Origin of the sequence: Actimicrobium sp. CCI2.3 (genome assembly GCF_035019065.1) — a bacterium.
In the GTDB taxonomy this organism is placed as follows: domain Bacteria; phylum Pseudomonadota; class Gammaproteobacteria; order Burkholderiales; family Burkholderiaceae_D; genus Actimicrobium.
Genome location: NZ_JASJWR010000037.1, coordinates 20,698 through 42,560, shown reverse-complemented (window position 1 = coordinate 42,560; position 21,863 = coordinate 20,698). Strand labels below are relative to the sequence as shown.

General features: G+C 57.8%; 17 protein-coding genes. 10 read left to right on the top strand and 7 right to left on the bottom strand.

Going from position 1 to position 21,863, the window contains the following annotated elements:
* Positions 1-450 precede the first annotated feature (450 nt).
* Positions 451-2,166, top strand: a complete 1,716-nt coding sequence (locus tag QN370_RS17950; RefSeq protein WP_322125717.1) for an L-lactate permease — start codon at positions 451-453, stop codon at positions 2,164-2,166.
* Between the two features lie 41 nt (positions 2,167-2,207).
* Complete coding sequence (locus QN370_RS17945) at positions 2,208-3,221, top strand: alpha/beta hydrolase (protein ID WP_322125718.1); 1,014 nt, start codon at positions 2,208-2,210, stop codon at positions 3,219-3,221.
* A gap of 55 nt (positions 3,222-3,276) precedes the next feature.
* Here QN370_RS17945 and QN370_RS17940 read toward each other — a convergent pair whose 3' ends face one another.
* The 7 genes from QN370_RS17940 to QN370_RS17910 all read right to left on the bottom strand — a co-directional run bounded on the left by QN370_RS17940 (position 3,277) and on the right by QN370_RS17910 (position 12,578).
* Positions 3,277-4,284 (bottom strand): NAD(P)-dependent alcohol dehydrogenase, encoded by a 1,008-nt coding sequence (locus QN370_RS17940; protein ID WP_322125719.1) that lies wholly within the window; start codon positions 4,282-4,284, stop codon positions 3,277-3,279.
* A gap of 189 nt (positions 4,285-4,473) precedes the next feature.
* Positions 4,474-5,520 carry an NAD(P)-dependent alcohol dehydrogenase gene (locus tag QN370_RS17935; protein ID WP_322125720.1) on the bottom strand — a complete coding sequence of 349 codons (1,047 nt, stop codon included), beginning with the start codon at positions 5,518-5,520 and terminating at the stop codon, positions 4,474-4,476.
* Between the two features lie 92 nt (positions 5,521-5,612).
* The gene (locus QN370_RS17930; protein ID WP_322125721.1) at positions 5,613-6,158 is read right to left on the bottom strand and encodes a pyridoxamine 5'-phosphate oxidase family protein; all 546 of its coding nucleotides are present in this window, start codon (positions 6,156-6,158) and stop codon (positions 5,613-5,615) included.
* A gap of 108 nt (positions 6,159-6,266) precedes the next feature.
* Positions 6,267-8,891, bottom strand: a complete 2,625-nt coding sequence (locus QN370_RS17925; protein WP_322125722.1) for a M1 family metallopeptidase — start codon at positions 8,889-8,891, stop codon at positions 6,267-6,269.
* A gap of 237 nt (positions 8,892-9,128) precedes the next feature.
* Entirely contained in the window at positions 9,129-11,300 is a 2,172-nt protein-coding gene (locus QN370_RS17920; RefSeq protein WP_322125723.1) for a carboxy terminal-processing peptidase, read from the bottom strand.
* A 121-nt stretch (positions 11,301-11,421) separates the two neighbouring features.
* Entirely contained in the window at positions 11,422-11,784 is a 363-nt protein-coding gene (locus QN370_RS17915) for a translation initiation factor Sui1 (RefSeq protein WP_322125724.1), read from the bottom strand.
* A complete protein-coding gene (locus tag QN370_RS17910) occupies positions 11,781-12,578 on the bottom strand; it encodes a DNA/RNA non-specific endonuclease (protein WP_416172102.1) in 798 nt (265 codons plus the stop codon). The genes QN370_RS17915 and QN370_RS17910 overlap by 4 nt, the downstream gene beginning before the upstream one ends.
* A 249-nt stretch (positions 12,579-12,827) precedes the next feature.
* On the opposite strand from QN370_RS17910, the gene QN370_RS17905 reads away from it, so the two are divergent.
* The 8 genes from QN370_RS17905 (at position 12,828) to QN370_RS17870 (ending at position 21,134) form a co-directional block, all read left to right on the top strand.
* Complete coding sequence (locus tag QN370_RS17905) at positions 12,828-13,100, top strand: hypothetical protein (protein ID WP_322125726.1); 273 nt, start codon at positions 12,828-12,830, stop codon at positions 13,098-13,100.
* Between the two features lie 402 nt (positions 13,101-13,502).
* On the top strand, positions 13,503-15,239 hold the full coding sequence (locus QN370_RS17900) for a methyl-accepting chemotaxis protein (protein ID WP_322125727.1): 1,737 nt from the start codon (positions 13,503-13,505) through the stop codon (positions 15,237-15,239).
* A 101-nt stretch (positions 15,240-15,340) separates the two neighbouring features.
* Positions 15,341-15,952 carry a histidine phosphatase family protein gene (locus tag QN370_RS17895; protein WP_322125728.1) on the top strand — a complete coding sequence of 204 codons (612 nt, stop codon included), beginning with the start codon at positions 15,341-15,343 and terminating at the stop codon, positions 15,950-15,952.
* A gap of 122 nt (positions 15,953-16,074) precedes the next feature.
* Positions 16,075-16,869, top strand: coding sequence for an SDR family oxidoreductase (locus QN370_RS17890; protein ID WP_322125729.1), 795 nt, complete (start codon positions 16,075-16,077; stop codon positions 16,867-16,869).
* 209 nt (positions 16,870-17,078) lie between these two features.
* On the top strand, positions 17,079-17,726 hold the full coding sequence (locus QN370_RS17885) for a DUF1345 domain-containing protein (protein WP_322125730.1): 648 nt from the start codon (positions 17,079-17,081) through the stop codon (positions 17,724-17,726).
* A gap of 76 nt (positions 17,727-17,802) precedes the next feature.
* Complete coding sequence (locus QN370_RS17880) at positions 17,803-18,867, top strand: AI-2E family transporter (protein ID WP_322125731.1); 1,065 nt, start codon at positions 17,803-17,805, stop codon at positions 18,865-18,867.
* An 81-nt stretch (positions 18,868-18,948) separates the two neighbouring features.
* Positions 18,949-19,185 (top strand): thioredoxin family protein, encoded by a 237-nt coding sequence (locus QN370_RS17875; protein WP_416172098.1) that lies wholly within the window; start codon positions 18,949-18,951, stop codon positions 19,183-19,185.
* A gap of 191 nt (positions 19,186-19,376) precedes the next feature.
* Complete coding sequence (locus QN370_RS17870) at positions 19,377-21,134, top strand: alkaline phosphatase D family protein (RefSeq protein ID WP_322125732.1); 1,758 nt, start codon at positions 19,377-19,379, stop codon at positions 21,132-21,134.
* Positions 21,135-21,863: the final 729 nt, after the last annotated feature.

Below are 21,863 nucleotides of genomic sequence, written 5' to 3'. Positions count from 1 at the left end.
CATCCCGAACAGGACCGTGAAACGACGTTGCGCCGATGATAGTGCGTCAACACGTGTGAAAGTAGGTCATCGTCAGGTTAAGTTACAAGCAGCAAACAAGAAGGCCCTTCGAAAGAAGGGCCTTTTTGCGTTTGGGAAACGAAAAAGTCATGGCTCATTGAAAAGCAGAACCGTTACTACGGTTAATCCCCGTTGACTTGACGCAGGGTAGCTCCGCCGCGCACTGTGTTTTTGTTTTTCAGGTAATTTTCTTTTGTAGAAATGAAACCTGAAAACTCACCTTCTGGTGAGTTTTTGCGTTGTGGCGATGGCAAGTGAGACACCGGTTCCCGGAAACTTGCGCGTTACAATTTCCTATCACTGGCTGTCCGCAAATCTGGCTCGACCAGATTGTGATCAACATCCTGAATACGGATCTTGATCAACAAGTAAATAAAAAAGGAATCCAGTTTGACTACAACAGCACTCTCCCTCCTAGCTTTCGTTCCTCTTGTCCTGGCAGCAGTCTTGCTCGTCGGGTTGAATTGGCCGGCCAAACGTGCGATGCCAGTCGTATTTTTAGTCGCGGCCCTCATCGGGGTAACCGCGTGGGGTATGTCCTTCAACCGGGTCGTCGCGTCGAGTCTGCAAGGATTAATCCTGACTGGATCAATTCTATGGATTATTTTCGGTGCTATTTTGTTGTTGAACACCCTGAAACATTCCGGCGCCATCACAGCGATACGCGGTGGCTTTGCCAATATCAGCCCTGACCGGCGTGTGCAAGTAATCATCGTCGCCTGGCTATTCGGTTGTTTTATTGAAGGCGCGTCCGGCTTCGGCACGCCTGCTGCCGTCGTGGCACCGTTGTTGATGGCGCTTGGATTTCCTGCGCTCGGTGCGGTGATGCTCGGTATGCTGGTGCAGTCAACACCCGTGTCGTTTGGCGCGGTCGGTACGCCGATTGTGGTTGGGGTTACCGGCGGGCTGGATAAAGCCGGAATCACGGAAAGATTGATTGCAAACGGTTCTGACTGGGATGTATTTTTCCGTCTGATTACCTCTGAAGTCGCGATCACGCACGCCATCATCGGCGTCCTGATGCCGCTCTTCATGTGCATCATGATGACCCGATTTTTTGGACAAAAAAAATCCTGGATGGAAGGCATGTCAATTGCACCGTTCGCGATTTTTGCAGGGTTGGCATTTGTCCTTCCGTATGCTGCAGCCGGAATTTTCCTCGGCCCTGAATTTCCATCGATGGTGGGTGCGTTGGTCGGATTGCTGATTGTGATTCCCGCAGCGAAATCAGGATTCCTGATCCCCAGGGATACATGGGATTTTGCCGAACCCAAGGAGTGGCCGGTAGCATGGATGGGCAATATCGAAATGAAACTCGAGAGCTTGACCAATACGAAGCCAATGTCGATCGGCATGGCCTGGTTGCCCTATGTATTGCTGGCCGGTTTGCTGGTGTTATCTCGCGTAAATGCTGACGTCAAAGAATTCTTTACGACCTTCCTTGCCTTCGGCTGGAACAATATTCTGGGTGAAACCGGTATTTCCGGGGATATTCAATTGCTATTCCTGCCGGGCGGCATCATGGTGCTGGTGGTGCTGGCGACCTTCCTGCTGCAACGTATGAAGGTGGGTGCGATGACCGCCGCGATCTCGGAATCATCAAAGACGTTGCTGGGTGCGGGCTTCGTGTTGATTTTCACTATTCCGATGGTGCGCATCCTGATTAACTCGGATGTCAATCTGGCAAACTTACCGTCGATGCCAAGGGCAATGGCGGAATTGGTATCGAGCAGCGTTGGCAGCATCTACCCGTTTTTTGCACCGTCAGTCGGTGCATTGGGCGCCTTTATTGCCGGCTCCAACACGGTGTCAAACCTGATGATGGCGCAGTTCCAGTTTGACACCGCCCACTTGATCGGTGTGTCCGGTGCCATGCTGGTGGCATCACAAGCAGTCGGTGCCGCAGCGGGCAACATGATTGCCATTCACAATGTCGTAGCGGCGTCGGCGACAGTTGGCATGCTCGGACGTGAAGGTCAGGTTATTCGGATGACGATCATTCCAACGATTTATTATCTGATCATGACGGGGTTGATTACGGTCATTGCCGTCTATGTCACCGGCATCAGCGATCCGATGATGGGCTTGACCGGCGTTGCGCCTTGATTCGGCTAAAAAGGGTTTACTCACAGATCGGAAGACGCTGCATGTTCCATCACACACGACGTTATTGGCCGCTGCTGATACTTGCGCTGGCGACTGCGCAAGCACAGGCCGCCGACTCGGGGCCTGTCTACGGCCCCGAGCTACAAGGATTTACGTATCCGTTTCCGGTCGGTCATTTTCAGTTCAGCTCACAAGGCCAGGAACTGGACATGGCCTATATGGATGTCGCGCCGACAGGCACGCCAAATGGCAAGACGGCCTTGCTGCTGCATGGCAAAAACTTTTGCGGTGCCACGTGGGAGGCGTCAATCAAGGCATTCAATACGGCCGGTTATCGGGTGATCGCGCCTGACCAGGTGGGGTTCTGCGCTTCCACCAAGCCTGCGCATTATCAGTACACCTTTCAGCAACTGGCCTCCAATACCGAGGCCTTGCTCAAGCAACTTGGCGTCACGCGTGCCGTCGTGGTCGGTCACTCCACGGGTGGCATGCTGGCGACGCGTTTTGCCTTGATGTTTCCACAAACAGTGGAGCATCTGGTGATGGTCAATCCGATTGGGCTGGAAGACTGGAAAGCACTCGGGGTGCCCTATCGAAGCGTCGATCAATGGTATGCGCGCGAGCTCAACATCACGGCGACATCGATTGAAAGCTATGAAAAATCGACCTACTACAACCACCGCTGGAAGCCGGAATACAGCCGCTGGGTGGATATGCTGGCAGGCCTTAACCGCGGTCCGGGACAGCAGCGCGTCGCCTGGAATTCGGCGTTAATCTACGACATGATTTACTCGCAGCCGGTGATTTATGAATTCCCATTGCTGACCATGCCCACGTTATTACTGATCGGCGATGCCGACACGACGGCCATCGGCAGCGATATGGCATCGGCGTCACTCAAAGCGCGGCTAGGCAATTACAAGGTACTCGGAAAAAAAGCGGTGCTGCAACTACGTCAGGGACGCTTGATCGAATTTCCGGGTCTCGGGCATGCGCCGCAAATGGAGGACCCGGAAAAATTTCATCAGGTATTGCTCGATGCGCTGCGCGAGTAGACGCGCAGCGTGACGGCGGCCTTGATGGCCGCCGTCCCCGCACAGCAAGGCGTTCTTAAAACTCCAGGCAGATCTTGCCGAAGTGTGCGCCGCTGGCCTGATAGCGAAATGCATCGGCGATCTCGGTCAGCCCGAAAGAGCGGTCGATGACCGGACGGAACCCGGTCGCCTCAATGGCACGAACCATGTCCATCTGCTCTTGACGGCTGCCGACGATCAAGCCTTGCAGGCGCGCCTGCTTGGCCATCATCGCCGCGGTCGGCACATCGCCGGTGTAGCCGGTCAGTACGCCGATGAGCATGATTTTTCCACCGACACGCACCGCATCAATTGACTGCGGCAGCGTGCCCGGTCCACCGACTTCAATGACATGGTCGACGCCCAGGCCGCCGGTCAGTTCGCGGACTTTGGCACCCCAGTTCGCATGCGTCTTGTAGTTGATGGTCTGGTCCGCGCCGAGTGCACGGGCACGTTCCAGTTTTTCATCCGACGACGACGTGATGATGACGGTGGCACCCATCATCTTCGCGAATTGCAAGGCAAAAATCGACACGCCGCCGGTACCCAACGCAAGCACCGTATCGCCCGCCTTGATGTTTCCTTCAACGACTAGCGCGCGCCAGGCAGTCAGGCCTGCAGTCGTCAGCGTGGCGGCTTCAGCGTGTGTAAATCCCTTCGGTGCCAGCGTGAATGCGTGGGCTGACGTGGTCACCATTTCGCGCGCGAAGCCATCGATGCCATCGCCCGGTACCGTGCTGAAACTGCCAATCGTGGCAGTGCCATTTGCCCAGGTCGGGAAAAAGCACGAGACAACATGATCGCCCACCTTGAACTCGTCGACCCCGGCTCCAACGGCGTCCACCACACCAGCGCCATCGGACATCGGAATACGGCCATCGGCTTCCCAGCCTGCACGGGTAACGACACTGTAGTCGTGGTAGTTGAGCGAGCTGGCGTGGATGCGGACACGGATTTGTCTGGCCGCCGGAGCAGCAGGTGACTCGCCATCAACAACATGAAGATTGGCAAGGCCACCGGGAGAGCGCAAGGTAATGGATTTCATGTGGAGTCCTGAAAAAAGGTGAAAAAAAGCGAACGAATGCGGTAGGGAAGGCGGCGAGATACTGTTTGCCCATGACGGGCAGCCACTGCCCCAAAAAAACGGGCCGCACTGATCGACGTCGCAACGTCGGTCAGTGCGGCCCGGATATGTCGGCCAGCCGGACAACGCATCCGGTTTGGCCAACAGCCGTTATGCTGCCAGCGACGCGATGTCGATGACGAAGCGATAGCGTACATCGCTCTTGATGACGCGATCGTAAGCGTCGTTGATGTCCGCAATCTTGATCAGTTCGATGTCGGCAACGATGTCGTGCTTGCCGCAGAAATCGAGCATTTCCTGTGTCTCTTTGATCGAACCGATCATCGAGCCAGCCAGCGTGCGACGCCCGCCAATCAGTACGTGCGCCATCACCGGAATCGGCTTTTCCGGTACGCCGATCAGGACCATCGTGCCATCGACCTTGAGCAGATTGATATAGGCGTTCCAGTCAATATTGGCACCAACGGTATTGATGATCAGGTCGAACTCGCCCTGCAACTTATCGAACGTGGCAGCGTCGCTAGTCGCATAGTAATGCGCCGCGCCAAAGCGCATGCCATCTTCCTGTTTCGACAAACTCTGGCTCAATACCGTCACATCGGCCCCCATCGCACTGGCCAGCTTCACGCCCATGTGGCCGAGACCGCCCATGCCGATGATGGCGACTTTCTTGCCAGGACCGGCTTTCCAGTGGTGCAGTGGCGAATACAGGGTGATGCCGGCGCACAGCAGCGGCGCAGCAGCGTCGAGTGGCAGGTTCTCTGGGATCGACAAGACATAGCCTTCCTTGACGACCATGTGCTCGGAGTAGCCGCCCATCGTCGGTGTGACACCGTCGGCTTCAAAGCTGTTGTAGGTCTGGACCAAGCCCGGCATGTACTGTTCGAGATCGACATTGCGGGTCGCGCACTGGGTGCAGGAATCGACAAAGCAGCCGACGCCGACATGATCGCCGACCTTGAATTTGGTGACCTTGCTGCCGACCGCGCTGACGACACCGGCGACTTCATGACCAGGCACCATGGGAAATTTGGCACCGCCCCATTCGTCACGGACCTGATGGATATCGGAGTGGCAGACGCCACAGAATTTGATATCGATAGAGACGTCGTCTTCGCGCGGGGCGCGGCGTTCGAACGTCGTTGGTGTCAGTGGAGCGTTGGCTGCAGTCGCTGCATATCCTCGGGTAATTGTCATGTGGAAAATCCGTTTCAGAGAAGAAGGAGCTTTTTAATATACGCGCTTAACGCGGTGTACGTACACTACCGGAAAGCCACTTTTCCGGGTTTCTAGGGGTTAAGCCAGTGCATTGTCGCGTGCTCATCTTCCCAGGAAAACAGCGCGCGCCGCTGTCCGTGCGTATGCAAATACAGCCATTCCAGCCGGACAATGTCGACTGACAGCACGGCAAAAAATGGACGGCCGGCGGCCACTGTTTTGCGAGTCGCCTCGCTGCCGTCATGGTCCGATGGCAGCGCACAAGCCGCCGCCGGCAAGGGTCCTGAAAAGCACCGTAACGCATTCGGTGAGGCATCGCGCCACTGCTGATCGGCCAGGGCATCGCTGGTATGGAGCTGTGCGATGCCATTGCACCGCAGCTGGATCTTGCGATGCGCGTCGTAAAAAGTGACGGCCACGCGGTTGTCGTCGCCGAGCTGTTCGGCTTTGCCGCTGCGCGTGTCCGTATGAAAAATAAGCTGCCGCCGATCCGCATCGACAGCGCGCAAGACCAGCACCCGCGCCTGCGGTCCGTCGGCGCAGACCGTCGCCAGAACCGGCGTACGAAACGCCGCCTTGCGGTCTTTGGTGGCCCGTCCGAGCATTTTCCAGGCCATTTGCAATGACCCCTGAAGGTCATTATAAAAGTTGGGAAAAGGCTCCTGGGGATGCGCAATGATAGGCATAGCGGGGTGGTTCTCCTGGTGGTAAAAGTGAATCAGTGCCTAACGTGGCACCGCCAGCCACGCATCGACCGCAGCCAACTGACCCGAACGAATCCTGATCCGGTCCGCGATGCGTGCGCGAGCGGTATTGACATCGCGCCGTGCATCGCTGTTGAGGTGGGCATCGGCATACGCCTGCAGCTTGTCGCGCATCACCGGGTCGGCAGAGTTACTCGCTAGTCCGGGAAAATACCGGCTGCTCGACGAACTGTCGATCAGTGCACTGGTGCGCTCCAGATGGGCAAGCGCGAAGTCAAATGCCAGGTCCGGATGATCGTCAGCGACACGATGAATCATGCCGGCGCTAGTCGTCAGACCCGGTTCATCGGTGAGCGCCAGATCGAGCGCACGTTGTGCCAGCGAGGCGTCCTGGCTGGTAGCCAGCAAGTCGTACAGCTGCTGTTTTACGAGCGACGATCTGGCGTCACGCGCCGATTGCAGCATCGCATTCCAGCTGGCCGCATCGGCATGATCGGCCTGCACCGACAGCGTCAGCTTGCGCAGCGCAGCCGTTGGCATCGCAGCAGTGGGCATTGCAGCATCAGCGACGCGTCGACGCGCTTCGGCGATGGTAACCGGGTCGCCGAGCGCACTGAGTGCATCGACCAGTTTTTCGCGCACGGGCGCGATCGCTTCGGATTCCCCGGCGCGGGCTTCCCAGCCCAGCTGTGCCATGACTGGCGCGAGGCGGGCGATGGCAAAGTCTGCGAAGCGTTGCTGGCCAGCCGGGTTGCCGTCGTAATAGCGATGGAGTGCGACAAACTGACTGGCGATCGCACTCCAGACACGCGGTTCGGCCGACAGTGGCGTCGCGCTGGCCAATCCCAGGAAGTCCGCGATCGGCTGCAATCCGGCTAGTCCGAGTTGGGCACTGTCAGCCAGCATGCCGAGTTGATCGACAGGATTGAGTGTGGCAAAGCTACCGGCCAGTCTTGAAAACTCCCGAGGCGCATACAGCGTGCGGTAATAGCCTGCCTGGCCGGCATTGACCAGCACCGGTTCGCAACCGGGCACGGTCACGCTGGCCTTGCCGCCACTGACCAGCGTGCGCGTGAGCGCACCCGACGGCCCTGATTGCAGCGTCACCGGTACGCGCCACCGGAGTGATTTCTTGTTGGGTTCGCTGCGGCTGAATTCACCTTGCGTCAGCGTGACGGTCGACTCGCCATCCTTGCAGGCGACCTGCTCGACGCGGATCAGCGGAATTCCCGGTTGCAGCGTGAAATCATGGGCGATCGCGGTGACCGGCTGGCCGGCAGATTGCTCGATCTTGCGCCACAGGTCATCGCTGACCGTATTGCGATACGCATGCTGCTTCATATAGGCACGCACGCCGTCGCGCCAGGCTGTTTCGCCGACATGGTTTTCCAGCATGCGGATGACGGCTTCGCCCTTGCTGTACGTGATTGCATCGAAGGCCTGACTGGCCTGCTCGACGGTGGCAATGTGCTGGACCACCGGATGAGTCGTGTCTAGCGAATCGAGATTCATGGCCCGCTCGCGATCATCAATGACGCCCAGCGCGGTATGCCATTCCGGATGCAGGCGCATGGTCGTGCGGCTTTCCATCCACGACGCAAAACCTTCATTGAGCCAGAGATCATCCCACCAGGCCATCGTGACCAGATCGCCAAACCACTGGTGCGCCATCTCGTGAGCGGCGATGCTGAAGACGCGCTGCTTGTCGTTCTGGGTCGAGATCGTCGGATCGAGCAGCATCACATGTTCAAAGGTGAAGATCGCGCCCCAGTTTTCCATTGCGCCAAAAAACTCGCTGCGTCCCGGCGCAGCAATGTTGTCGAGCTTCGGGAGCGGGTAGGGCGTACCGAAATAATCGTTGTACTCGCGCAAGATCACAGCCGATGCATCGAGCGAAAACTGCGCCTGGGCGAGCGCGCCTTTCTTGGTGACGACGCCCAGTTCGGTGCCATCGACCTGGGTCGTGGCGCGTTCAAAATCACCCAGTCCGAAGAACAGCAGGTAAGTCGACATCTTCGGCGAGCGCGCGAACTGCACCACCCGGCGGCCATCAGGACGCAGCGTCGAGGTCTGCACCGGCATGTTGCTGACGGCCATCTGGTCGGCCGGCACGATGGCTTCCAGCGAGAAGGTCGCCTTGTAAGCCGGCTCATCCCAGGACGCAATCATGCGTCGCGCATCGGAGTTTTCGAACTGCGTATAAAGAGCGCGTCGGGGGCCGGTCGCACCGGCATAGTCGAGCGAAAACAGGCCGCTCGACTGGGTTCCGATCACGCCGGAATAAGCCAATACCAGACGGTATTTTCCCGGCATCACCGCTTGCGGAAAACGGAACGAGGCGGTCTGCTTGCTGCTATCGAGCGTCACGCGGGCAGTCGCGAGCACCTTGTCGCTATCCATCGCAAGCAAACGCACGCTACTGAAATCGAGTTCGGCCGCATTGAGCGTCATGCTCGCAGTCGGCTGCAGCACCGTGATACTGATCGCTACCTGCGCACTGAAGCGGGCTTTGGCTGCATCCGGCGTGATCGACACCTGGTAATGCTCGGGACGCACGGTGCGCGGCAACTGGGTCGTCACCAACGGTGCCGTTGCCATGGCCTGACAGGCACACAGCAGCGCAGCAGCAGCTAGCAGGGTGCGCATCAGCGCAGGTGGTCGGGGCAGTGGGCGAGTTGTAGAACAGGCAGCCATATTCCGGATAGGAAGGTGATTCATGGGAGGCTCCGATAGCGTAGAACAGGCATGGCCCGGATAGGGCAACTGGAACCTGAATAAACGGGCGCTCATTAAGACATGATTAGCGATTGTTTTCCACACTTATTGCTTACCGGTAGCCGAACCCGACTCCCGGCATGAATTGCCATCATGGCGACACAGGGATTATCCCGGTGTCATCGCTTCGGCCACGGGTTTTGTCGGCAGCTGTTTGCCCGCAGCCTTGGCCGTCACCGCCTCGGTATTTGTCTTCAGCAGACCGGCCTGGTCGCTGACGATGTGGGCCGCTTCTTGCAGGTAGACGTCCTTCGCTTCCTTTTGTGCCAGTCCGGCTGCCAGTTCGATTCCGAGGTCACGCTCGTTCGAATCAAGGCCATCGTCGAGCATGGCTCTGGCCGATTCGGTACGGGTCATGCCGGGATTAGGTGAAGTCAGCCGTGCTGTCAGTCGCGTCAGCTGGGCTTCGCGTTCCTTGCGCCGGTTCGCTTCGTTGAGCGAGATGACGTTGGCTTTTTTCTTCAGCATGAAGCGCGTCATGTCCCCTTCGATATTAATGAATTCCGGATTGGCCTTGATACGCGTTTCGCTGCGTTTCATCAGTACCGGAATCACCGGTTTCAACGCTCCCGAAGCAGCGTAGGTGGCGGGCTTGATCTGGCTCCACGGCAGTGCGTTGTCAAAGCCGGACTCGCCGCGATCATCGTCATCAATACTGGAGGGAAAGGCGATATCGGGCTGGACGCCGCGCAATTGGGTGGTGCCGCCGTTGATCCGGAAAAACTGTGCCGTCGTCATTTTCAGTTCGCCGAATTCCGGCTTTTGCTGCTTCACGAGCTGGTCGAGATTGATCGTGCTTTGCACGGTGCCCTTGCCAAAGCTGCGCTCGCCGATAACCGTGCCACGGCCGTAATCCTGGACCGCTGCGGCAAAAATTTCCGAGGCCGACGCCGAACCGCGATTGATCAGGACGCCGACCGGACCATCCCACGCTGCGGCGGTCGCCGTATTGCTATCGACGATGATCTTGCCGCGCGCATCGCGCTGCTGCAGTACCGGACCTTTGCCGGTGAACAGGCCGGTCAGCCCGATGGCTTCGGTGAGCGAACCACCGCCATTGTTGCGCAAGTCGATCAGCACGCCATCGGCCTTCGCGGCCTTCAGTTCGGCGAGCAGGACCGCGACATCGCGGGTGACGCTGCGGAAGTCTTTTTCGCCCCGTTGTTCGGCCTCGAAATCACGGTAGAACGTCGGCAGCGTGATCACGCCGATCTGTCGTGTAGCGGCACCATCCGGTACGCTGATCATGGTCTTCTTGGCAGCGGCATCAGCGAGATCGATTTTCTTGCGGACTATTGTTACCCGTCGTCGGCCGGCATTTGGCAGGGCACCGGCCGGCAAGATATCGAGTAACACCGTCGAGTCAGCCGGGCCGCGGATCAGACCGATGGTTTCATTGAGACGCCATCCCTCCACGTCGACCATCACGCCATCCGCACCCTGGCCGACAGCAACGATGCGGTCACCCACACGCAGTTTGCCGGAACGGATTGCCGGCCCGCCGGCCACCATCTCGCGGATCGTGTTGTAGCCGCCTTTTTGCGACATGGTCGCGCCAATGCCTTCGAGCGACAGGCTCATCGCGATATCGAATTCCTGCGTCGCACGCGGGCCCATGTAATTAGTGTGCGGATCAATGGCCATCGTGTAGGCATTCATGAAGGTCTCGAAAGCTTCTTCCGGCGTCACGCGGGCGACTTCCTGCAGCGAATTGTCATAACGTTTGTCGAGCGTCTCGGCAATGGCCGGCGCAGCCATGCCTGCCAGCTTCAGACGTAGCCAGTCGTTCTTGACCTGCTTGCGCCACAGTGTGTGAAGCTCGTCAACCGAACTCGGCCAGGCTTGCTTTTCGCGGTCCACCTGAAAGCTGTCTTCCTTGCTGAAATCGAAGGTTTCTTTGGTCTGGCTACGCGCATAGGTAAAGCGCTCCGAGACGCGCTGCGCATACAGGTTGAAGATGGCAAACGGGGCGGTGAGATTTTCGCCGACGATCGCGCTGGCCAGCTTGCTGCGCTGCTGCGAAATCAGGTCGATATCGGCCTTAGTAAAAAAGAACTTTTCAGGATCAAGCGATTTCAGATAACGCTCGAAAATCTTGTCGGACATCGCCGCATCAAGCGGCTGTGCCCGGTAATGAAAGCGCGCGACGACTTCAGCAGAGAGATGCGCAGCCTGCGACTGTTCTGTCGTAGGAGCCAGTGCATTCGGTAAGGCAAACGCGACGTTGGCGCAAAAAGACAGCGTTGCCGCGATCAGGAAGTGAAGTAGCTGTTTTTTCATTTGAACCTGCTAACAAGTAAGTGGACAGTGCGCGTCGGGGTGAAGCGATATTGCCTGAAGTGTGCCGGCCGGGTGTTGCCCTTGTGTGTCTGTCTGGACGGCCATGTGTCCGGTTGTCTTGTCAGCCGCCTGAGCGCTTGACGGTGTATCCCTGAAGTTTCAATGCCTGCGCGACGCGTTCGCAATGATCGCCCTGGACCTCGATAATGCCATCTTTTACCGTTCCGCCTGCGCCGCAGGCGTTACGTAGTTGCTTTGCCATTGCTGCCAGGGCGGCGGTATCGAGTGCCAGCCCTTTGACCAGCGTCACGCCTTTGCCGGCACGGCCCTTGGTTTCACGCGAGACGCGCACCACACCATCGGTGACCGCAACGACCTTGTTGCGATTGCAGATACAGTTCGCTACCGGCTGGCTGCAGTCCGGACACATGCGTCCGGTTTCAGTGGAGTAGACCAGCGTGCTGCGGGAAGAAGGGTGGGTCATTGTGTTTGCCGGGTTGACGGGATGGGTAATTTTAGCTGTTGTCGCGCCGGAAGCCACTCCACCCCGGTACGGTGTACTAGTTCTTCATAGCTGATCGGTGTCCCCACCCGCGCTGCATTGGTGTTTTCAAGCCAGTGTGCCCACGCGCGTTGCGTGGAAGGATCGTAGACCAGCTTGAACAAATGTTGCGGTACCCAGACCCGGTTCGATCCGATCGTCGGTGGATCTGCATCGAACACCGGACCGGTAATGACATACACATCGCCCTTCGCCCGCAGTGCATAGCTGCGGGTCGCCTGTTCGATACTGGCCCACGGTTTGCGATTGTTGATTGACGCTTGCGGAACCATGTTGGCCAGCGAAAAACTTTGCGCCATCGAGGCGTCGCTCACCATGTCGGCCGCCGGTGCCATGTGGCCACGATCAAAACCGGAACGCTTGTAGTCGGCCAGTTCGGCGCGCTCGGCGCGGGGCAGACGGGCATCGGCATAGAACCGCGAACCACGTTCGATCTTCAGGGCCAGCTGGTCTCTGTTGAGACGTTCGGCAACGTACATCGGCGTGCGGCTTGTCCCCGAATGCAGGACGGCAAAATTGTCAAAGCACAGTGCCCGGGGTTGCATCGCCGGTGCGGACAGAAGCGGAACTTGTTCGCCGGCAAAGAACTGTCGGCAAGAGGAAAAATCATTACTGGCAGCAAACGAGGATGAGAGCGACGCCAGCGATGCCAACGACAGGCAGGCTGCGGCAAAAAGAGTTTTAAACGGAATCAAAGCGGAACAATCAGAAGTGATCAGCAACAAAGGAGGGCGCGACTGGCTGCATTGAAGTTGCCAGTTTTGATGAAGCGCAAGGATAAAGCTTTGAGGTCGATCTGGATGTTTATTTTGTGATTTTTATCAATGCAGAGGACGTTAGAGTAATGCAGATTTATCCGCTCGCACGCATTCTTGAAGAACGTGTTCTCTGCTATCGTTCGGCTCCTTCTGCGCAAGCGATCGGGTTCGCTGCTCGCAGACCGAAGGAATGATTAAAGGAGTGACATGATTGATGAGGTCGATGGTGTGACGCAGGCCTTGCCCCTGCATTCGGATAGTCCGATCCGGCGTCGTTTCGTCTGTGCCGATCGGACCTATTCACTGATGCTAAGTCGGGATCTGTTGGGTGACTGGGTCGTGATGCAGACATGGGGCAGTCGCATCAGCAAACATGGTGGTGGCAAAAGCCGTGCGTTCGCGTCGTTTGAAGCTGGCCTGGCAGCCTTGTCGGCGCTGGCGCGGGTGCGGCAGGAGCGCGGTTACCAGCTAGCCGAATGATCTCTCAGTGACGACCGGCCGATTCATCGAGTTCGGTCTGGCAAGCTGCTTTGCGATGTCGCTAATTGGTTACTTAATCTGTGCGCCTGAAAAGAATTCAATCGCACAAAATTAAATGTTTACTCATCAGATTGGGTGCTATTTAATGACGTACATTTTACTTGAAAAGTAACATTCAATCCGACCGCCCCGAGCTCTGAAACGATCAGCAGCAACATCTTTTGATAACTCATATAATGCCGTCAAGAAATTATTTCTCTGATAAAGCCTGTCGTTTCTTGTGTTGTCATTTCCGTGTTTTCCTGACGTGCTGCCAGCTGCCGACGCAATTTAGCCAAGCACTCCGTGCCCTGTCGGGCAATGCATTTTAGTTATCGTTGGTTATTTCTCGTTAGGGAATTCATGAACTCCTCCTTCTTTGCCGGCCTGACTGTCAAGGCACGTATTGCGCTCGGCTTCGCCGCTATCCTGTCACTGATCGTGATCCTGTCAGTCGTTGGCGTGATGCGCGTCTATAAAATTTCTGACAGCCTGACCACAATCAATGACGTCAACAGCGTCAAGCAGCGCTACGCAATCAATTTGCGCGGCAGCGTGCACGATCGCGCGATTGCCATCCGCGATGTGATTATTGCCAATGTCGACGAACTGCCTGCCACGCTGGCCAAGATCACCCAATTGCGTGCCGACTACCAGAAATCGGCTGCGCTGCTCGACACCATGTTCAGCACACGCACAGACATCACCGAGGAAGAGCGTCAGATCCTGGCCAGCATCAAGGAAATCGAAAGCAGTACGCTGCTGACCATGATGAAGATCATCGAACTTCAGCAAGCCGGCAATATCGCCGAAGCGACTTCCCTGATGCTCAAGGACGGTCGACCTGCTTTCGTCGAATGGCTGGGCCGGATCAACAAGTTCATCGACTACCAGGAGACGTTGAATCAGGCCGAATCGACCAAGGCACGCGGACTCGCCAGCGGATTCGAATTACTGATGCTGCTCACTTGCGTAGGGTCCCTGTTTATTGGTGGGGTGATTGCGTGGCTCATTACCCGTGGCGTCTTGCAAACAATGGGTGGAGAGCCAGCCGAAGCCAGTGTCGTCGCACGGAGCATTGCCGCGGGTGAATTGGGTGTGGCGATTGCCACCCGGCGCGACGATCATTCCAGCCTACTGTTTGCCATGAAAGAAATGCGCGACAGTCTGGTCGACATCGTTTCCCGTGTGCGCGCCAGCACCGTCACGATTGCCACCGGCTCGGCCGAAATTGCATCGGGTAACCAGGATTTGTCATCACGCACCGAGCAGCAAGCCTCGTCGCTGGCAGAGACGGCCGCCTCAATGGAGCAGCTTACCGCCACCGTCAAACAGAATGCCGACAATGCACGGCAAGCCAACCAGCTGGCGCTGTCTGCCTCATCGGTCGCGGTCAAGGGGGGCAGTGTGGTGGCGCAGGTGGTCGACACGATGGAATCGATCAATGCTTCATCGCGCAAGATCTCCGACATCATTGGCGTGATTGACGGTATCGCGTTCCAGACCAATATTCTTGCACTCAATGCGGCGGTCGAAGCGGCGCGTGCGGGTGAACAGGGTCGTGGTTTCGCCGTCGTCGCCACTGAAGTCCGTAACCTGGCCCAGCGCTCAGCTGCCGCCGCGAAGGAAATCAAGACACTGATTGGCGATTCGGTCGATAAAGTCGATATCGGTAGCAAACTGGTCGTGGAAGCAGGTTCGACCATGGGCGAGATCGTCAACAGCGTGCGGCGCGTTACCGACATCATGGCCGACATCATGGCGGCGAGCGTCGAACAGAGCGCCGGTATCGAGCAGGTCAACCTGGCCATCGGCCAGATGGATCAAGTCACGCAGCAAAATGCCGCGCTGGTCGAAGAGGCCGCTGCCGCAGCGGAATCACTGCAAGAGCAGGCCGGTGAACTGGCCCGCACCGTGGCGATCTTCAAGTTTGATGGCTCGGACGCCAGCGCTGTGATGGCCACTCCGGTGCCTGCCCGTCGAGTAGCACGGCCGGTTATCAACAAGCCGCTTGTTGCCCGTTCGGCGTTGCCGTCGCCAGCAAGAAAACCGGCAGTCAAGCTGGCTCCCAAGTCCGACGGCGACTGGGAAGAATTCTGACCGGAGCAGGATGTTCGTTTTATAAAAGGCCGCGCAAGCGGCTTTTTTGCATCCGGCACCCGCTCTGGCTATCATGTGCCACGTTCACCGACCAAGGATTGATGATGCTTGTTTCCCGACTTGCTTTCTTATTGACTTCGCGCTTTGCTCCGTGCGGCACGTTGCTGCTCGCCCTGATGACCCTGTTACCTGCGGCCCGGGCCGACGAAACGGCCGCCTGGGCGGCGCTGCAGCGCGGTGGACAGATCGTGCTGATGCGCCACGCCAGCACCGAGTCCGGCATCGGCGATCCGCCGGGATTTACGCTGGCTGATTGCCGTTCACAACGACAGTTGTCGGCCGCAGGGCGGGCGCAGGCGCAACGGCTGGGCGCGGCATTTCAGAGTCGGCGCATCGCGGTGTCCGATGTCTGGTCCAGTCGGTGGTGTCGTTGTACCGAGACCGCGCAACTGGCATTTGGCCAGGTCACGCCGATGCCGATGATCGATTCGAGTTTCGAGGACAGTGCCACAGTGGCCAGTCAGAAATTGCGCGATGTCGTCACCGCAATCGGCAATCACACGACTGATGGCAACCTGGTGATGGTCACCCATCAAGTCAACATTACCGAACTGACTGGCCTGGGAACGCGGATGGGCGAGGCGCTGGTGCTGTCAGGGCAACGCGATGCCGATGGCAAGTTTGTCGTGATCGGGCGCTTGCAGGTCGATTGAGTGCGGCGACCAGCCCGGTGGCCGGGATGCAGTATTGTTACGGGTCCGGCATGCGCTTGTGATCTGGCGCGCGCGACGTCTTTGATCCGTTTATTTACCTCTTATTTCGGAGAATCTCCTTCATGCATATCAACCTGACCAATAAAACCGCATTGATTTCCGGCTCGACCAGTGGCATCGGTTTTGCCATCGCTGCTGGTCTGGCCGAATCCGGTGCCACCGTGATCCTGACCGGACGAACACAAGCGTCCGTCGATGCTGCCATTGACGCGCTCAGGAGTCGTCTGCCTGCTGTCACGGTGCGAGGAGTCGCCGCCGACCTCGGTACGGCCGAAGGGTGCGCGGCGCTGTTCGCGGCCGAACCGCATGCCGACATCCTCGTGAACAATCTTGGCATCTACGGCGTGAAGGATTTTTTCGAGATCGGGGATGAGGAATGGACCCGGTTTTATGAAGTCAACGTTCTGTCTGGCGTACGCTTGTCGCGGGCCTATGCGCCGGCCATGGTGCAACAGGATTGGGGGCGCATCGTCTTCATTTCGTCGGAGTCAGGCCTCAATATTCCACCCGACATGATTCACTACGGTTTTACCAAAACGGCCAACCTGTCGGTCTCGCGGGGTTTGGCCAAGCGCCTGGCCGGGACCGGCGTCACCGTCAACGCAGTCCTGCCGGGGCCCACCTTGTCGGACGGATTGGTCGATGCCTTTCGCGACGCTGCCGAAAAAGCCGGACAGACGATCGAACAGGTCGCCACCGCGTTCGTCAAGGCCAAGCGACCCAGTTCAATCATTGAGCGTGCAGCGACGGTCGAAGAAGTCGCCAACATGGTCGTCTATGTCTGCTCGCAACAGGCCTCTGCCACCACAGGTGCAGCATTGCGTGTAGACGGCGGCACCGTCGATACGATAGCCTGACGGGTACTGGTATGATCGCGCGCTCGGCCTGTCGGTCACACAAGACGGCGCTGCCCGACCAACAATAAATTGACTCTGACCCTTATTGAGCAAAAATAAATTGACTCTGACCCTTATTGATTCCAATTGATTGATGGATTAAATTGACTCTGACCCTTATTGACCAAAAACAAATTGACTCTGACCCTCATTGATTACCTCATTGATTAATGCGCCATATATTTCATTCTCATCCGCGGTTGGTGGTGGCCGTGGTGCTTGGGTTGGTGGCGGGTGCTGTGGTGCCGCAATCATGGCGGGTCGTCACGCGTGTGCTGGCGGGGTGGAATGTCATGGCCTGGTTGTATCTTGCGCAGATGGCGTGGCTGATGGCGACGGCCAGTCGGACGCGGGTGCGCGAGATTGCCGAGCGCGAGGATAACAATGCCGCTGTGGTGCTGGCGATCCTGTCGATCGCTGCGGCGTTGAGCCTGGTGGCGATTGTGCTGGAGCTGTCGTCGTCGAAGGGACTGTCGGATACACAAAAATTTTTGCATTACGGATTCACGGCAATGACTGTCGTTGGATCGTGGCTGCTGCTGGCAATAACTTACACGGTGCACTACGCACGGCTGTTCTACCTGTCTCCCGTCAAACAGCGTGCCTTGCATTTTCCGGAAGAGGAATTGCACCCGGGCTATGCGGATTTCCTGTATTTTGCCGTGACGATTGCGGTAGCGGCCCAGACGTCGGATGTGATGGTGATGTCACCGTCGATCCGCAAGGCGGTGCTGGCACAGTCGATTCTGAGCTTCGTGTTCAATGCCGCCATCATCGGTTTGTCGATCAATATTGCGGCTAGCCTCGTCGGTAACTGATGTACTGAACAGCCCAGTACGTTTTTCCCTAGCCCTCGGTGACGCGTGCACCTGCTTTGATGAAATGGATAACACCATGTTTGGTTTCGATGTGCGTATCGCCCGGGTTGTCTGGACTGGCTCGCTGGTGGCTTTTCTCCTGTTTGCGACCTATTCGCTACGCTCGACATTGCTGGTCGTGGTGTTCGCGGTCTTCTTCAGTTATCTGTTGTATCCGCTGGTCGAGCTAGTCGAACGCATCAAGCCGGTTCGTGTGCCACGCACGGTGTCCATCGGGATTGTCTTCGTTTTTGCCGTCCTGGTGTTCGGCGCGGCCGGTGCGCTGTTCGGCACGACCATCACGGAAGAGGCGATGCGCCTGAGCCAGCAACTGCCGACTCTGCTGGATCCGGCCAACATTTCGGCACGGGTGCCGCTGCCGGATTTCCTGGAGTCGCAACGCGCCCGCATCCTGGTGTTTGTGACCGAGCAGGTTCAGGCCGGAACCGGCCAGGCGCTGCCGATTGCGCAGCGATTGGGCTTGGGCGTGATGCATGCGGCCACCAATCTCATTTACCTGATCCTGATCCCGGTCTTGAGTTTTTTACTGATCAAGGAAGCGCCGCTGCTGCGCGCCGAATTCCTGTCATCGCTGGGGACCGTCAGCGCGCCATTGTGGCGTGGCATCCTCTTCGATCTCGACGTGCTGCTCTCCAAGTATGTGCGCGCGCTGCTGTTGCTGTCGATGGCGACCTTTACCGTCTACAGCCTGGTGTTTTCGGCGATGGGTGTACCGTATTCGCTGTTGCTGGCCGGAGTCGCCGGACTGCTTGAAGTGATCCCGTTCGTCGGGCCGCTGTCGGCGGTCATCATCATCCTGTGCGTGGCGGCTTTCAGCGGCTTTTCGCACTTGCTCTGGTTGCTGATCTTCATTATTGCGTACCGGATGTTCCAGGACTACGTTCTCAATCCGATGCTAATGAGCGAGGGCGTCGAGGTCTCGCCCTTGCTGATCATCGTCGGTTTGCTGGCTGGTGACGAACTGGCTGGCGTGACCGGCATTTTCTTATCGGTACCGGTACTGGCAGCCATCAAGATTCTTTTTGTCCGGGTGCGCTCGTCCACCCATTTGATCGACAGGACGACCAATGCAAGCAACTGAAAAATTCAATCCTGCCGACTTACTGCGCCACGACATCGACCAGTTGACCGGTGCCTCAGTGATCGAATTCGGCACCGACTGGTGCGGGCACTGCCAGGCGGCCGAGCATTGCTGGCCGCTGCGCTGGTTAATTATCCGCAAGTACAACTGCTCAAGGTCGAGGACGGCAAAGGACGCAAGCTGGGTCGCTCGTTTCGCGTGACGTACTGGCCGACGCTGATTTTTCTAAACGATGGTGTCGAAGTCACGCGACTGGTGCGCCCGACAGAAATCGACGACATCGCACATGCGCTGGCGCTGGTTGCGGCGTTGTGCTGAATGATGGTGTCTGACCGCTGAACTGCAGTGACTTTTCGGCGCGCTATTGACGCTGCTTAAACGCTTGCAGGATTCTGTTTTTCCTCCTCCCGCTCCAACCTACAATTCTTGCCACCGTCCATGCTGCCTGCCCGTCTTGCCGGGTAGTGCCTTGCATCCTGTTCGTTTTTTATTGTGTAGAGGAGTGTCACTTGGTCACACCACGCTTCACGCTCGGTCCCGTCTTGTCCTTTCGCGGCTGCGGCGAGGACGGGCAATGGCGCGTTACTGCCTTGATCGGAATCAGTGCCGGCGACGACATCCCTTTGCTGCAACGCGAGCAGCAACGCTGCCAGCCGCCGGTACTGCTGTACGCAGGCAGCAAACAAAAATTCCTGCGTTATGACCTCAGTTGTTCGCTGCAACAGCAGGAGCGCACGGTGACGTTTGGCCTTGCCGATGGCGGACCAACCTGGCAGTTCACGGTGCCTGCGGCAGGGCAGGTGCCGCACATGGCCTATGTGTCCTGCAATGGATTTTCCGACCCGGACGTCATGCGCAAGCTGATCCGTCCGGCCAATGCGGTATGGACCGATCTGCTCGAGTGCCACGACCCTGCCATGCGTACCAGCGAGACAGTGCTCGACAAGGAGCAGTTGTGGCACGAGACGCGGTTGCAAGAGCATCATGTGCAGCGCTTCCACCTGCTGCTGATGGGTGGCGACCAGCTATATTGCGACACGATCTGGCAGGATATTGCCGCGCTCAGGGCATGGGTCAGTCTGTCGCGTGACGAACAATTGCAGTACCCGGTTGGCAAGGCACTCGCGCGCGACATCGAAAACTATTACTTCAATCTCTACGGCGCACGCTGGTTGCCGCCGTCGCGTCGCGCATGGGAGTCGGTCAGACCGAACCGCGATGGTGCCGACGCGTTGGCGTGCATTCCGACCGTGATGATGTGGGACGACCACGATATTTTCGATGGATGGGGTTCATATAGTCCCGAGATGCAGCAAAGCCCGGTATTTCACACGCTGTTCCGGTGTGCACGGCAAGCATTCTGGGTTTGTCAGTTGCAGCATGCACTGGCTGATTTGCCGTCGCTGCCTGAACCTGTCCATGTCATCGCCGGCAAAGCGCCGACAGCGGCACCGCGCGATCCGCTGCTTGCGCCGGTGGCCTGGAGTACGCAGTTGCAGCACGATGCATTGGCCTTGCCGCTGCTCGATAGTCAGCCGGGGTTTTCATACGCGTTTCGGCTTGGGCCGATCGCGCTGGTGGTGCCGGATTTACGCAGCGAACGATCACGCACGCAAGTCATGGGGCCGGCCACATGGCGTGCGCTGCAGGGTTGGCTGGCTACGCTTGGCAAAGTCACAGATGTCGCATGTCAGCATCTGCTGCTGATGTCGTCGGTGCCGGTGGTGCATCCGAAACTGACGCTGGCAGCGGGGCTGACCAGCTTGCTCGGAAGTGACAATGTCCTCGATAGCAATGCCGATGACCTCAAGGACCAATGGTCCGACGACGACCACGAAGGAGAACGCAAACGCCTGCTGCAAACCCTCACTGATCTGGCCGAACGGGACAAGATGCGGATCGCGATCCTGTCGGGGGATGTCCATGTCGCGGCGTGGGGCGTTGCCTATCGGCGTGACGTCGCACCGACCGAGAACTGGAGCCGCCTCTACCAGTTCACTTCTTCGGCCGTGGTGCATCCGTCGCTGTCAGGTTTGCTCGACAAGCTGTTTCTTGGCTATTTGAATAATGCCGCCGGCCAGGTCCAGCTGATCGATGCCCAGCATCAAATCGAGATGCTGCGTTTTCCCGGTCACAATCAATTCATGATGGCAGCACGCAACTGGCTTGCCATCGAAGTCGATCCGGCGGCGGACAGCAAGCTGTGGTTCACGTGGCGCTGCGAGAATGAGCAGGGGTTTTCAAATCATTTGCAAGCGCTTGGGTGAACGGCGACTTTTCCCAGGCAATGGTCATTTGTGCGCGTGGTGCAATGCCCTTCGGTTATTGCACCCTACGATTGAGCGGGAGTTCGAGGGGTTGATGTTGATGTTGATGTTGATGTTGAAGTGGCAGTTGACGTTGACCTGTTCCGCATTGAAGCAGCTGCCAAAAGTCGGAGCCAGGCAGGGGATCAGAGGGACGCATGTCTGAGCGTAGCGAGTTTGCGGCCCTCCCCCTGACTGGCTCCGGCTTTTGGGAACCCGAAGGGCAGCGGCTTCGCGGTCGCCTTTTTCTTGGTTACTTTCTTTTTGGCGAAGCAAAAAGAAGTGACCGGCTGCCGGGCCGCCCCCGGCTTGGTCGTGGCGGAGTTCACACAGAATTAGCTACCGCAGTCGGTGCAATGCCCTTCGGTTATTGCACCCTACGATTAGCACCGTAGTCAGCGCAGTCAGCGCAGTCGGTGCAGTCAGCGCAGTCAGCGCAGTCGGTGCAGTCAGCGCATTCAATGCAATGCCCTGCGGTTATTGCACCCTACGCGAGGGTCGAATTTTAATCAGCAGAAACGAGGCGGCCTTAATCGCAAAGCCATGAACCACCTACCTTTCAGAAACGGTAGGGTGCAATAACCGAAGGGCATTGCACCGCACGCGAGCCGAGTGCGGCAATACTGCTGTTGTTATTAAGTAACTTTGTGCCTTGATTCAATAGCTATGCGTGCTGGCTCGCATAGCATC